The 13,506-nt window shown below is 65.8% G+C and carries 12 protein-coding genes; 4 read left to right on the forward strand and 8 right to left on the reverse strand.

The genetic code is table 11. The features are described from left to right. Window positions 1-110 precede the first annotated feature (110 nt). From ABMA46_RS03320 to ABMA46_RS03335, 4 genes are all read left to right on the forward strand, one after another. Window positions 111-677, forward strand: a complete 567-nt coding sequence (locus ABMA46_RS03320) for an alpha/beta hydrolase (protein ID WP_348997846.1) — start codon at window positions 111-113, stop codon at window positions 675-677. A 221-nt stretch (window positions 678-898) separates the two neighbouring features. Beyond that, window positions 899-1,369, forward strand: a complete 471-nt coding sequence (locus tag ABMA46_RS03325; RefSeq protein ID WP_348997847.1) for an RDD family protein — start codon at window positions 899-901, stop codon at window positions 1,367-1,369. 120 nt (window positions 1,370-1,489) lie between these two features. Further along, the gene (locus ABMA46_RS03330) at window positions 1,490-2,239 is read left to right on the forward strand and encodes an arginyltransferase (protein WP_348997848.1); all 750 of its coding nucleotides are present in this window, start codon (window positions 1,490-1,492) and stop codon (window positions 2,237-2,239) included. A 128-nt stretch (window positions 2,240-2,367) separates the two neighbouring features. After that, window positions 2,368-3,267, forward strand: coding sequence for a DMT family transporter (locus tag ABMA46_RS03335; RefSeq protein WP_348997849.1), 900 nt, complete (start codon window positions 2,368-2,370; stop codon window positions 3,265-3,267). Here ABMA46_RS03335 and ABMA46_RS03340 read toward each other — a convergent pair. From ABMA46_RS03340 to ABMA46_RS03375, 8 genes are all read right to left on the reverse strand, one after another. Then, window positions 3,255-4,460: an AI-2E family transporter gene (locus ABMA46_RS03340; RefSeq protein WP_348997850.1), complete on the reverse strand. Its 1,206-nt coding sequence runs from the start codon at window positions 4,458-4,460 to the stop codon at window positions 3,255-3,257. The two genes, ABMA46_RS03335 and ABMA46_RS03340, sit on opposite strands and share 13 nt — an antisense overlap. A gap of 85 nt (window positions 4,461-4,545) precedes the next feature. Continuing rightward, on the reverse strand, window positions 4,546-6,219 hold the full coding sequence (recN, locus tag ABMA46_RS03345) for a DNA repair protein RecN (RefSeq protein WP_348997851.1): 1,674 nt from the start codon (window positions 6,217-6,219) through the stop codon (window positions 4,546-4,548). A gap of 45 nt (window positions 6,220-6,264) precedes the next feature. Further along, window positions 6,265-7,131, reverse strand: a complete 867-nt coding sequence (locus tag ABMA46_RS03350) for an outer membrane protein assembly factor BamD (protein ID WP_348997852.1) — start codon at window positions 7,129-7,131, stop codon at window positions 6,265-6,267. Window positions 7,132-7,335: 204 nt separating this feature from the next. Beyond that, window positions 7,336-8,289: a UDP-3-O-acyl-N-acetylglucosamine deacetylase gene (gene lpxC, locus ABMA46_RS03355; protein ID WP_348997853.1), complete on the reverse strand. Its 954-nt coding sequence runs from the start codon at window positions 8,287-8,289 to the stop codon at window positions 7,336-7,338. 268 nt (window positions 8,290-8,557) lie between these two features. After that, a complete protein-coding gene (gene ftsZ / locus ABMA46_RS03360) occupies window positions 8,558-10,219 on the reverse strand; it encodes a cell division protein FtsZ (protein WP_348997854.1) in 1,662 nt (553 codons plus the stop codon). A 68-nt stretch (window positions 10,220-10,287) separates the two neighbouring features. Continuing rightward, window positions 10,288-11,592, reverse strand: a complete 1,305-nt coding sequence (gene ftsA / locus ABMA46_RS03365; protein WP_348997855.1) for a cell division protein FtsA — start codon at window positions 11,590-11,592, stop codon at window positions 10,288-10,290. Next, on the reverse strand, window positions 11,589-12,524 hold the full coding sequence (locus ABMA46_RS03370) for a cell division protein FtsQ/DivIB (RefSeq protein ID WP_348997856.1): 936 nt from the start codon (window positions 12,522-12,524) through the stop codon (window positions 11,589-11,591). Before ABMA46_RS03370 ends, ftsA begins: the two co-directional genes overlap by 4 nt. After that, window positions 12,512-13,435, reverse strand: a complete 924-nt coding sequence (locus ABMA46_RS03375) for a D-alanine--D-alanine ligase (protein ID WP_348997857.1) — start codon at window positions 13,433-13,435, stop codon at window positions 12,512-12,514. Before ABMA46_RS03375 ends, ABMA46_RS03370 begins: the two co-directional genes overlap by 13 nt. Window positions 13,436-13,506: the final 71 nt, after the last annotated feature.

Below are 13,506 nucleotides of genomic sequence, written 5' to 3' on the forward strand. Positions count from 1 at the left end.
GAATCAAGACAGGAAAGCGGCAAGCGATGATCGGCGAAAACAACGAATTACACGAAAAATCCGGTTTTTCCTACCGCATGGCCAGCCCATCCGCTGCATCGGAGGAGGTCGTGATCTTGCTGCACGGCTCGGGCGTGGACGAGACGACCATGCTGCCGCTCGGCCGTTCGATCGCCCCGCAGGCGACGTTGCTGGCGGTGCGCGGGCGCATTCGGCAGGAGGACGGCTGGCGCTGGTTCGAGCGCATCACGCCCACCAGCTTTGGTCAGGAAAGCATCCGGGCCGAAACGGCGGCGTTCGCCTCGTTCATGGAAAAACTGTCGAAGGCCGAAGGGATCGATACGACGCGAGCGCTCTATGTCGGTTATTCCAACGGCGCGAACCTGCTCTCCAGCCTGATGCTCCTGCATCCCGGCCTTGCCGAACGGGCGGCGCTGCTGCGGGCAATGCCCGTGCTCGACGAGGTTCCCGACACCGATCTTGCCGGCGCGCGCGTGCTGGTCCTGGCCGGCGAGACCGACGTCACCTACGGCCCCTATGCGCCGGCGCTGACTCGACTGCTGAAAGCGCACGGCGCGGCCGTCGAATCGCACGTCGTTCCCCGCGGGCACGATTTCGGCGAGGAGGATATCGCGCTGATCCGCCACTGGCGTGGAGCGGACGTCCCGATCGCGTGAGCAGGTTTCGCGTCGATCGTTGACGAAGAAATCCGCCGCGCCTCCGGAATCGATCAAGGATAGGGGCGATTGAACCACTTGAAACGCGGCTGGGTCGCACTTTGTCCGCTCCACTTGAAGCGGCGCACAGAGACACCATTTGTGGCATTGGCGGCGTCGCGTTAAGGCGGCACCCCGAAAACAGGCTTTGCAGCAGGCCAGACGACAGGCAAGGACAGGACATGACCACCCGCACGCTCGACGGCGAGATCATTTCTTCGAGGCTGGACGACGCCCGTATCTATGACGGCGTGCGCACGCGGCGCATCCTGGCCTGCGTGGTCGACTACCTGATCGTCGGCCTGCTGACGATCCCTTTCGCCATTCTCGTCCTCGTCCTCGGCCTGCTGACGCTCGGCCTCGGCTGGATGCTGTTTTCCGTTCTCGTGCCGGCCGTCGCAGCGCTCTACATCTGGAACACGCTGGGCGGACCGAACCAGGCGACAGTCGGCATGAAGATGATGGGCATCCGGCTCGACCGGCTCGACGGCGGCCGCATCGACGGGCTGACGGCGGTGGCGCACACCGTCCTTTTCTGGGCGGGCAACGTCATCCTGACGCCGCTCGTGCTTCTGGTGACACTGTTTGCCGACCGCAAGCGCACCCTGCACGATCTGCTGCTCGGCACGGTGGTGACGCGCAGCGACCGCTGATCCGGCCGGACGGCTGACGCTTCGTCAGCGCCGGGCAAGCATGGCCCTGCACAATCCTGTTGAATTTTTTCGCGCCCGGTCCAAAGGTAGGGCGATTCGAAAGGGCTTCCTGACGGCTCGATGACCCACCACACGACCCAGTCGCCGCAATTCTTCCTGACCGCGCCGTCGCCCTGCCCCTATCTCGACGGCCAGTTCGAGCGCAAGGTCTTCACCCATCTCGTCGGAACCAAGGCGCCGGAGATGAACGACCTGCTGACGCAGGGCGGGTTCCGGCGGTCGCAGAACATCGCCTACCGCCCCGCCTGCGAGACCTGCCGTGCCTGCGTTTCGGTCCGCATCCTGGCGCAGGAGTTCAAGCCCAGCCGCAACATGAAGCGCGTCCTCCAGCACAACGCCGACCTGATCGGCGCCATGCACGACGCCGAGCCGTCCACCGAACAATATTCGCTGTTCCGCACCTATCTCGACGCGCGCCACCGCAAGGGCGGCATGTCCGACATGACGGTTCTCGACTACGCGATGATGGTCGAGGACACCCATGTCGACACCAGGATCATCGAATACCGCAAGCGCGGCCCCGACTCCTTCATCACCGGCAAGGGCCAGGGCGAATTGATCGCCGTGGCGCTAACCGACCGGATGGGCGACGGCCTGTCGATGGTCTATTCCTACTTCAATCCGGATATGGAGGACCGCTCGCTCGGCACCTTCATGATCCTCGACCACATCGCCCGCGCCAGGGCGATGGGCCTGCCGCATGTCTATCTCGGCTACTGGGTGAACGGCTCGCCCAAGATGAACTACAAGATGCGCTTCCTGCCGCAGGAGCATCTCGGGCCGAAGGGCTGGGATCGCTTCGAAGGCTGACGCAGGCATGGCCCGCCGCGCCTTCGCAAGCGCGCGCTGGCTGACACAGTTTCAAGGCCTGGCCACTTTGTTTTCGCGAATGCTGCTGTAGAAGGCGGCAAACCTTCAGGCAAATCGCGGCATTCTCCTTGACCACGCATTCAGACAAGCACGCCACGGGCCTGCTCATTGCCGCCGCCGGCGGTATGACGCTGACCGTCGACATTCCGCTGATCCGCCTGGCGAACGGCGAGCCATGGTCCATCCTGCTGACGCGGACCGGCACCACCTTCCTGGCCGCGCTGGTCATCTGGTCGATCTGGCGGCTGGCGAGCCCGAGGGCCCCGCAGCTCGTTCCTGGCCGCGCCGGACTGGCGGTGGCGGCGCTCTACGGTCTGGGGTCGATCACCTTCGTCAGCGCGGTTTTCAATACCTCGACCGCGAACCTGGTCTTCATCCTGGCCTTCAATCCGGTCTTTTCCGCTCTGCTGTCCTGGCTGTTCCTGGGGGAACGGCCACGCCCCGCCACCTTCATCTGCATGGGCGCCATGATCGTCGGCGTCGGCATCATCGTCAGCGATTCCATGGGCGCCGGGCACCTCTTCGGCGATCTGCTGGCCATGAGTTCCGCCCTGTCGATCGCCGCCGCCATCACCATTTCGCGCTCCAGCGGCAAGGACATGGGCTTCACCTCGCTGATCGGCGTCCTCCTGCCGTGTCTGGTCGCGCTCTTCATGGTCTCGAAGACGGGCTACCAGGTCGCCGAACCGTGGTGGATCATCTTCAACGGCGCGGTTGTCATGCCGATCTCCTTCTTCTGCCTGGCGGCGGCCCCGCGCTATATATCGGGGCCGGAAGTCTCGATGTTCTATCTCCTCGAGACGGTGCTGGCGCCGGTATGGGTGTGGATGGTCTTCGACGAGGTTCCCTCCGGCAGGAGCCTGACCGGCGGCGCTATCCTGATCGTCGCGCTGGTGGCGCATTCGCTCTGGCAGCTGCACGAGGGGCGCAGGCGCAGGGCAGCGCTCGCCCCCCGTCACCCGGCCTGAGACTGGCGCCCGCCGCGTTCCGGCAGGACCTCGATGTCGGCGGACGGAGCCTTTGCGGTCGCGGACGCCTCGTCGGCGATCTCGGCCTCGCGCACCCATTCGCGCCAGATCGCGACCAGCAGCGCCATCAGCACCGGCCCGATGAACAGCCCCAGGAAGCCCATCGTCTTGACGCCGCCGATGAGGCCGAAGAACGTGGGAAGGAAGGGTAGCTTGATCGGGCCGCCCACCAGCTTCGGCCGGATCGTCTTGTCGACGATGAAGAGCTCGATCGTCCCCCAGGCGAACAGGCCGATGCCGGCGACCACAGAGCCGCTTGCGGCGAGATAGATCGAGACCAGCGTGAAGGAGAGCGGCGCGCCGCCGGGGATCAGCGCCATCAGGCCCGTCAACGCCCCCAGCGTGACCGGCGACGGCACGCCGGCGAGCCAGTAGGCGGTGCCGAGCACCACGCCTTCCCCTATGGCGATGATGGTCATGCCCGTGACCGTGGACGAGATCGTCGCCGGCACGATGCGCGAGATCCGCTCCCATCGCATCGGCAGGATCCGCTCGCCCAGCCGATCGACCTGTCCGGCGAAATTCTCGCCGTCGCGGTAGGCGAAGAACAGGGCGATCAGCATGAACAGGATAGTCAAGAGCAGCGAGAACGCGCTGCCGCCGGCCACGAGCGCGGTCTGGTAGATCGAGCGAATATTGGCGCCGCTGATAAGTTGCACCAGTTCGCCGATACCGCCGGGATGCCCGAGCTGTTCGGTCCATTGCTCGTTCAGCCACTCCCCCACCACGGGCAGGCTGGAAATCCAGTGCGGTGTGGACGCGCCGTGCCGGTTGGTCTCCACGACCCAGCTTACCCATTCGCGCACCTCGCCGATCGCGTACTTTCCCGCGAAGGTGATCGGCACCACCAGGAACGTCAGGATGAGCAGGATGGCGATGGTCGCCGCGATCGTCCGGTTGCCGCCGACCCCGGCCAGCAGGCGGCGATAAAGCGGCCAGCTTGCGAAGGCGATCACCAGCGCGGCAAGGACCGGAAACAGGAAGCCGTGGAAGAAATAGACGCCGGCGGCGAGGACGAGCAGAAGCAGCCAGCGGGCGGCCGACAGAGGCGCGATGACCGCCGCCCGTTGCGGCGCCGCCACGCCGAACAGGCGCGGCTCCCGCGGCGTCTTGGAGATGTTCAGCTGCTTCAAAAAGCCTCCCCGGTCTGCTGCCTTTGTTCCATGCCCGCATGATTGCCACAAGATAGTGCAGCAAACGTGACTATGCCGGAAAACCTTACGGGGCCGAAGCCGTTTCGCTGAGCAGGCGCAAGGCCGCCGCCCTCGCCTCTTCGGTGATGGTCGCCCCGGCCAGCATCCTGGCGATCTCCTCCCGGCGCGCGGCGCTGTCCATCTCGGCCACGCCCGTCGCGACGCGATCGGCCCCGCCCGATTTCGAAATGAGGAAATGCGTCGCCGCGCGCGCCGCGACTTGCGGCGCATGAGTGACCGAAAGCACCTGCACGCGCCCGGCAAGCCGCGACAGGCGCTGGCCGATGGCGTCCGCCACCGCGCCGCCGACGCCGGTGTCGATCTCGTCGAAAACGAGCGTCGGCGCCGAGCCGCGATCGGCGAGCGCCACCTTGAGCGCCAGCAGGAACCGCGACAGCTCGCCACCGGAGGCCACCTTCATCATCGGCCCGGCGCGCGTTCCCGGATTGGTGCGCACCCAGAATTCTACCTGGTCGATGCCGTCTTCCATGCGGCTCTCGGTCTCGCTCGACAGTTCGACGATGAATTCCGCCCGTTCGAGCTTGAGCGCCGGCAGCTCGGCCATCACCGTTTTGGTGAGTCCTGCCGCAGCGGCATGGCGCAGCGCCGACAGTTGCGCCGCCGACACGTCGTAGGCTTCGCGCGCGGCAACGGCCTGCCGCTCCAGCCCGGCGAGCCTCTCCTCGCCGGCGTCGAGATCAGCCAGGTCGGCGGCCATCGTGTCGCGAAGCTGCGCCAGATCGTCCACCGCCACATTGTGCTTGCGGGCGGCGGCGCGCAGGGCGAACAGCCGTTCCTCCGCCTTCTCCAGCCGCTGCGGGTCGTACTCGGTCGCCCGAAGCGCGGCCTCGACGCCCGATTGCGCCGCGTCGAGCGAGATCAGCGCCTCGTCCAGCGACTTCACCACCTCGTCCAGCAGGCCCGGCACCTCGCCGGCCTTGCGCTGCAGGCGCCGCAGCAGGCTCGCCAGCTGCGGCAGCGGCGAATTCTGCCCGGAAAGGACGTCCTGTGCGTCCTGGACCTCGCCCGCGATCTTTTCCGCACGCATCATCGTCGCGCGCAGTTCCGCCAGTTCGGTCTCCTCGCCCGGCTGCGGATCGAGGGCGGACAGTTCCGCCACCGCGGCGCGCAGATAGTCCGCCTCGCGGGCCGCCGCCTCGACCTTGGCGCGATGGCGTGCAAGATCCTGCTCGGCCGAGCGCCACAGCCGCCATGCCTCGCCCGTCGAGCGCACGGCGCCCAGATGGCCGCCGAAGGCGTCCAGCAATTCGCGATGCGCGGCCGGGTCGACCAGCGCTCGCTCGTCGTGCTGGCCGTGGATTTCCACCAGCGCATGGCCGATCGAGCGCATCAGCCCGACGCTCGCCGGCTGGTCGTTGACGAAGACGCGGGTACGCCCGTCCGCGGTCTGCACACGTCGCAGGATGATGTCGCCGTCGTCGTCGATGGCATTGTCGGCAAGCAGGGTCCGCGCCGGATGGTTGCGCGGCACGTCGAAGACGGCCGTCACCTGCCCCTGCGCCGCGCCGTGGCGCACCAGCGAGGCGTCGCCGCGCGCGCCGAGCGCCAGCGACAGCGCGTCGAGCAGGATGGACTTGCCCGCGCCGGTCTCACCGGTCAGCACCGAAAGGCCCGGAGCAAAATCAATGTCCAGGCGCTCGATGAGGACGATGTCTCGAATCGACAATCTCGAAAGCATCGGCAAGCTATAGCATGGCGCCGCGAGCAGGCTCCATGCGCCGCATCAGGCTCCGGTGATGAGCTTGCCGGCCTTGGATATCCACGAGCCGGCGTTTTCGCGCGGTTCGAGCCCGTTGCTCTGCAGGAGCTTGTAGGAATCCTTGTACCAGGGGCTGTCGGGATAGTTGTGGCCGAGCACCGCCGCTGCGGTCTGCGCTTCGTCCGTCAGGCCCATGGCGTAATAGGCCTCGGTCAGGCGCGCCAGCGCCTCCTCGACCTGTCTTGTATCGGAATAGTTCTCGACCACGGTGCGGAAGCGCTTGATGGCAGCGAGATATTCGCGCCGCTCGAGATAATAGCGGCCGACCTGCATCTCCTTGCCGGCAAGCTGGTCCTTGGCAAAACGGATCTTCGCCTTGGCGTCCTCGACATATTCGGAATCGGGCCAGCGATTGACCAGATCCTGCATCGTCTGCATGGTCTGGCGCGCCAGGGTCTGGTCCTGCGTCACGTCCTTGATCTGGCGATAGTAACTGAGGCCGATGATGTACTGGGCATAGGGGGCGTCCTCGCTGGACGAATAAAGCGTCAGATAGCGCTTCGCCATGCCGATCGCGTCGTCGTAATTGCCCAGGCGATAGTTGGTGAACGCGCCCATGACGATCGCCTTGCGGGCGTATTCGGAATAGGGATGCTGCCGGTCGACGGCGGCGAATTTCTTGGCCGCCTCGTCCAGGCGCCCGGCGTTCAGGTTCGCAAGCCCCTGATTGTAGATCACATCAGGCGGATCGGTCTGCTCGACGTAGGTTGAGAGATCGACGTCCTTCTCCGACATGCAGCCGGCAAGCAGCATCGGCGCGGCGATCAGCACAAACGCGAGAACAGCGATCCTCGCAGGCGCCTTCGGTTGATCGGCCCGGTTTACAAGCATGTCGGAACTCGCCCCTTCGGCGCTTCTTTCATCGGCGGCGAGCAGCCATAGACCACATTCACCATGCGCGGCAACGCTATCGTGTAGCATTCGCGCAATTTTGTGGCGCGATGACGCCCTGCCCCGGCATTTTGGATTTCATCTACTGATGATGCAGGCGCGCAACAGTCGGTGCAGCGCGCAGCGAAACCTTCTCGCCGGGCGTCAGAGCACCCAGGGCGCGTGGACGGGCGCGCTGACGGCGCTCATCTCCGCGGTGCGGCCGCGCCCCTGCTGCGTCGTCTCGACGATCTCGAATGCCGTCCGGTCGGACAGCAGACGCCGCACGGCCGCCGAATTCAGCCGGTGCCCGCCGCGATAGGAACGGAAGCAGCCGATGAAGCGCGCGCCGGCGAGCGCCAGGTCGCCCATGGCATCCAGCGTCTTATGGCGGGCAAACTCGTTCGAATAGCGTAATCCGCCCATGTTGATGACCTTGTGATCGTCGCCGATGACCAGCGAATTCTCCAGCGACGATCCCAGCGCGTAACCCGCGGCCCAAAGCCTCTCGACATCCTTCATGAAGCCGAAGGTGCGCGCGCGGCCGATATCGCGGCGAAAGATGTCCGGATTGATATCCGACGCGAACTGCTGGCGCCCGATCGCCGGGCTTTCGAAATCGATCTCGACCTCGAAGCGCGTGCCGGCATAAGGCTTGAATTCAGCCCAGGAGGCACCGCTTTCGATGCGCACGGGCTTGACGACGCGAATATAGCGCCGCTTCACGGCGAGCGCCTCGATGCCTGCCTGTTCGAACGCGTCGACGAAAGGCGCCGCGCTTCCGTCGAGAATGGGGACCTCGTTGCCGTCCACCTCGATGATCAGATTGTCGATCCCCAGCCCGAACACGGTCGCCATCAGGTGTTCGACGGTCGCGACATAGACGCCTGCCGGATCGCCCAGCAGGGTGCACAGGTCGGTGGCGCCGATCTCGGAGACGAGCGCGCGAACCTCGCGCGTCTCGCCGCCCTGGCCCGAAAGATGAAAGACGATGCCCGTATCCGCATCGGCCGGCAGAAAATGCGCCGTGACGGGCGCGCCGCTGTGAACGCCGATACCGCTCCGCGAGACGCGCGATCTCAGGCTTGTCTGATAATCGTCCTGCAAAACAATCCCCAAGAATGCCCGTGCTGTGTTGCGTGCGCAGATGATTTCCGCGACGCGACTGACTACGGTCGAAGGCCCACACCCCAAGAAAACCATACGACCGACTGCGGCGTGAAGATAGTAATCCGCCCTGTCCAGTCCAAATCACGGTTTCTTACTTCGTGTAACCGGCATCGCTCGGGTTGAACGCGGAAAATATCATATATTTAACAATAGATTAAAAAGAAACGAGCAGGCGATCGCTCGCCTGCCCGTCAACAGGTGCAACAGGATCGAACGGTCAGTTCGCCTGCCGGCGCAGGAAGGCCGGGATTTCGAGCTGGTCGTCCTCGTGATTCGCGCGCGGCTGCGCGGTCACGCGGCCATGATCGTCGAGCTGGCCGCGGCGCGGCGCGTAGAGTGACGGATCCTGCGGCGCGAGGCGGCGCACTTCGGGCGTCGCCTGGCGAAGCTTGGGCTCGCGCGGCTGCGCGGGCTGGAGCCGGGCCGGTTCGTCCTCGCGGCGTGTCAGGCCGTTGGTCAGGCGCTTCAGCAGGCCCATCGGCCCACGGTCGTCATGATCCTCCGGATGATGTGCCTTGGCAGCAACCTCGGCCTGCACGACAGGCGGGAAATCCTCGACCCGCGGCATGCGCTGCGGGGCGGCAGCGATCGGCTGGGGCTCGCTGCGCATGGCCTGCTGCGGCGCCGGCTGGGCAGCCATCGGCTGCGGCTGGGCCGGTGGCGCCTGGAACAGCCGGCTCTGCGGGCGGAAATCTTCCGCCTGGCCCTGCGCGGGATGAGCCTGCGCCATCATAGCCGCATTCGTTTCCGCCTGCTGGATCGCTTCCGCGATCGGATCGGCGGCGCGGGTCTCGGCGGCGGGCTGCTGCGCGGCAGGACGCGCATCAGCCGCCGGCGCGATGGCGGGACGCGGCGCGGCGGCTTTCGGCTGAGCCGGGCGGATCGCGATCGGCGCCGCGGCGATCTCGGCGGCCGTCTTGTCGATGCCGGTGGCGACGACCGACACGCGGATGACGCCTTCCAGTTCCTCGTCGAAGGTGGCGCCCAGGATGATGTTGGCGTCCTGGTCGACCTCCTCGCGGATGCGGGTCGCCGCCTCGTCCACCTCGAACAGGGTGAGATCGCGGCCGCCGGTGATCGAGATCAGCAGGCCCTTGGCGCCCTTCATCGAGGTCTCGTCGAGCAGCGGGTTGGCGATCGCGGCCTCGGCAGCGGCCATCGCGCGACCCTCGCCGCTGGCCTCGCCGGTGCCCATCATGGCCTTGCCCATCTCGCGCATCACCGAACGCACGTCGGCGAAGTCGAGATTGATGAGGCCTTCCTTGACCATCAGGTCGGTGATGCAGGCGACGCCCGAATAGAGCACCTGGTCAGCCATGGCGAAGGCGTCGGCGAAGGTGGTCTTGTCGTTGGCGAGCCGGAACAGGTTCTGGTTGGGGATGACGATCAGCGTATCGACGCATTTCTGCAGTTCCTCGATGCCCATGTCGGCCGTCTTCATGCGGCGCTGGCCCTCGAAGTGGAACGGCTTGGTGACGACGCCGACCGTGAGGATGCCCTTTTCGCGCGCCGCGCGGGCAACCACCGGCGCGGCGCCCGTGCCGGTGCCGCCGCCCATGCCGGCGGTGACGAAGCACATGTGGGTGTTCGACAGGTGATCGATGATCTCGTCGATGCACTCCTCGGCGGCGGCGCGACCGACCTCGGGCTGCGAGCCGGCGCCCAGGCCCTCGGTGACATGCGCGCCGAGTTGGATCAGCCGTTCGGCCTTCGACATGGTCAATGCCTGGGCATCGGTGTTCGCCACCACGAAATCGACGCCGCGCAACCCGGCGGTGATCATGTTGTTGACCGCGTTGCCGCCGCCGCCGCCGACACCGAACACGGTGATGCGGGGCTTCAGCTCGGTGATGTCCGGCTTTTGCAGATTGATGGTCATTGTCCTCGTCCTTTGTCTTTCCCGCCGCTGCGCCGCTGCGGCCGCCTGTGGGGTGTCCCCGTCAAACTCTAGAAACTGTCTCTCAACCACTGACTCATACGATGCAGTTTCCCGCCCGTTCCCGTCATTTTCAGACGGGAAATTCCTCTTGCAGGATGGCTCTCGAACATCGCCACCTGCGGATAGATCAGAAGGCCAACCGTGGCCGAGAAGGCCGGCCCCTTGGCCGCTTCCGGAAGCCCGGCGACGCCGAGCGGGCGGCCCACGCGCACATTGCGCCCCAGCAGCCGCCGCGCCGCCTCCGGCAGGCCGGCAAGCTGCGACGCCCCGCCGGTCAGCACCACGCGCTTGCCGACGGCCGCGCCGTGACCGGATTTGGCGATACGGTCGCGCAGAAGCTCAAGCGTCTCGTCGATGCGCGCGCGGATGATGCGCGTCATCACCGAGCGCGGCACCTGCTGCGCCACATCCATGTCCTCGCCGATCGGCTGGATGGAAACCAGGTCGCGGTCGTCCGCGCTGCCGGGCAGCGCCGAGCCGTGCATGACCTTCAGCCGCTCGGCCGCCTCGATCGACGTAGACAGCCCCTTGGCAAGGTCGAGCGTGACGTGATTGCCGCCGACGGGAATGGACGCGCCATAGACGAACCGCCCTTCCGAAAAAATGGAGATGGTCGTGGTGCCGCCGCCCATGTCGATGCAGGCCGCACCCATTTCCATCTCGTCGTCGACCAGCGCGGCCAGCCCGCTGGCATAAGGCGTGGCCACCATGCGCTCGACCGACAGATGCGAGCGGTTGATCGACAGTTCGAGATTGCGGGCGGGCGCGGAATCGGCCGTCAGCACATGCATGTCGACGCCGAGCGTGTCGCCCACCATGCCGCGCGGATCGCGCATGCCGCGCTCCGAATCCAGCGAGAACCCGATCGGCAGCGAATGGACGACCTCACGCTCGCTGCGCAGCGCCTGCTTCGCGCCGGCCGCCAGCACCCGCTTGATGTCGGCCTCGTCCGTCTCGTGGCCGCCGAGATTGATGGTGGCCGAGAACGCCTCGCTCTTCAGCCTGCCCGCGGTCATGTTCACGATCAGCGAATCGACGGTCAGGCCGGCCATGCGCTCGGCGGCGTCCACCGCCAGCCGGATCGCGTGTTCCGCGCGATCCAGATCGATTACCAGACCCGACTTCACGCCCTGCGACTTCTGGTGACCGATGCCGATCACCTGCGCGCGATGCGACCGGCCGCGCAGCAGCTTGCCGTCTTCGCACGGCTTCAGCTTCGCCACCATGCAGCAGACCTTGCTCGACCCGACGTCGAGGACCGTCAGCACGCCGGAGCGGCGCCCGGAATCGCCATGACCGCCAAGCAGGTTCATGTGTTCGCTCCCGAGCGGCGCTTGAAGGGCTTCTGCTTCAGCATGGCCTGCCTTGCCTTGTCGGCGTCAGGCGAAAGCTGGATGGCGATCCTGTCGCCGATGCGCATGTCGACGGCGAGGATGTCGCGCGTCAGCAGGCCGTCGTCACTGTCCATGCGCGCAAGGTCGGCGATCGCCTGGTCTTCGCCTTCTTCCGGGAGCTTCACGGTGATTCCGTTCTCGAACCTGAGATCCCAGCGCCGGTCACCGACGCGGATATAACCCTTCACCTTCGCCGTAAGCTCGGGATATTGCCCCAGCCTTGCCAGCAGGCCCGGCGCCGTCTGCGGCGCCCCATCTCCGATGATGAGCGGAAGCTGTGCTTCCCTGCCGCCGGCATAGGGAGCGATGACGCGGCCGGATTTCTCGATCACCGAGAGCGTGCTGCCCTGCTGCAGGATGGCGAACGGCTTGCGCTCGTCGATCTGCACCTGAAGCTCGTGCGGATAGACCTTGCGCACCGCCGCAGCCTCGACCCAGGGAAGCGTCTCGATGCGCTTGCGCGCCGCATCGGCGTCGAAGCCGATCAACGACGTCCAGCCGTCGAGTTCGAGCTTGTCGAGGACGTCGATCTCGGACGTCTCGCGATTGCCCGCCACCTTGATCTGATCGACGGCGAAACCGGTGCGGGCGGTGACGCCCTGAACGAAGGCATCGAGATGCCCGCCGAGATAGCCGCCATAAAGAAGACTGGAGCCGATCAGCACGGCCGACAGGATGGAAGCACTGTAGGGCGGCGCGACGAGATCCCCTTCGCCGAGACGGCCGATGACGCGCACCGGCCGGCGCAGCCAGCGCGGCAGCACGAAATGCCCGAACGAAAACGACCGGCCCCGCAATCCCGGCAAAGCCGCGCCGGTCCCGTTGCCCTGTCGCAATCTCAACGCAGACACGAAGCGTCCTCCACCATCCAACTCAGCAAATCGCCGAACGAGTGACCCGCTTGCGCGGCGATTTCAGGCACCAGCGACGTCGGCGTCATCCCCGGTTGGGTATTGATCTCCAGCCACACGACCTCGCCGTTCTCGGAATGGCGGTCGTCGTAGCGGAAGTCGGACCGGGAGACGCCCCGACAGCCGATCGCTTGGTGAGCCTTAAGCGACAGTGTCTGTATTTTTTGGTAAATATTTAATGAAATTTTAGCCGGCACCTCGTGTTTTGATCCGCCCGGCACGTATTTCGAGTCGTAATCGTAGAAGGCGTGGCCCGTCGGAATGATCTCGCACACGCCCAGCGCTACGTCGCCCATGACGGTGCAGGTCAGTTCGCGGCCATGCACATAGCGCTCGACCATGACGGTCTCGCCATAATTCCACTCGGTGGACGAGATCACCTGCGGCGGATGCGATTGCCCTTCCTTGACGATGACGACGCCGAAGCTCGACCCCTCGTTGACCGGCTTGACCACATAGGGCGGCTTCATCGGGTGCTCGCTCACCACCGTGAAGCGATTGACGATCCTGGATTCCGCCACCGGTATGCCGACCGCCTTCGCGATCCGCTTCGCCTGTTCCTTGTTCATGGCCAGCGCCGAGGCCAGCACCCCGGAATGCGTATAGGGAATGCCGATATATTCGAGGATGCCCTGGATCGTGCCGTCCTCGCCGAAGGGACCATGCAGCGCGTTGAAGACGACATCCGGCTTGAGATCGACGAGGACGGACGCCACGTCCCGGCCGACATCGACGCGCGTGACCCTGTAACCCTCGGCCTCGAGCGCATCGGCGCACGCCTTGCCGGACGACAGGGAGACAGGCCTTTCGGATGAAAAGCCACCCAGAAGGACGGCCACATGCTTCTTCATTCGCCGGTGATCCCCTCTCTCGGCGCGCACCCTGCAACCTGAATTGAGTCCGAGCGCGACCGCGGACAAAG

The sequence above is a fragment of the Mesorhizobium hunchu genome (assembly GCF_040081975.1).
In the GTDB taxonomy this organism is placed as follows: Bacteria; Pseudomonadota; Alphaproteobacteria; order Rhizobiales; family Rhizobiaceae; genus Mesorhizobium; species Mesorhizobium hunchu.

Bases quoted from the DNA above. Each gene is read 5' to 3' on its own strand.
- ABMA46_RS03330 (WP_348997848.1), top strand. From the start codon at position 1,490: ATGACCCACCACACGACCCAGTCGCCGCAATTCTTCCTGACCGCGCCG.
- ABMA46_RS03325 (WP_348997847.1), top strand. From the start codon at position 899: ATGACCACCCGCACGCTCGACGGCGAGATCATTTCTTCGAGGCTGGAC.
- recN (WP_348997851.1), bottom strand. From the start codon at position 6,219: ATGCTTTCGAGATTGTCGATTCGAGACATCGTCCTCATCGAGCGCCTG.
- ftsZ (WP_348997854.1), bottom strand. From the start codon at position 10,219: ATGACCATCAATCTGCAAAAGCCGGACATCACCGAGCTGAAGCCCCGC.
- ABMA46_RS03375 (WP_348997857.1), bottom strand. From the start codon at position 13,435: ATGAAGAAGCATGTGGCCGTCCTTCTGGGTGGCTTTTCATCCGAAAGG.
- ftsA (WP_348997855.1), bottom strand. From the start codon at position 11,592: ATGAACCTGCTTGGCGGTCATGGCGATTCCGGGCGCCGCTCCGGCGTG.
- ABMA46_RS03350 (WP_348997852.1), bottom strand. From the start codon at position 7,131: ATGCTTGTAAACCGGGCCGATCAACCGAAGGCGCCTGCGAGGATCGCT.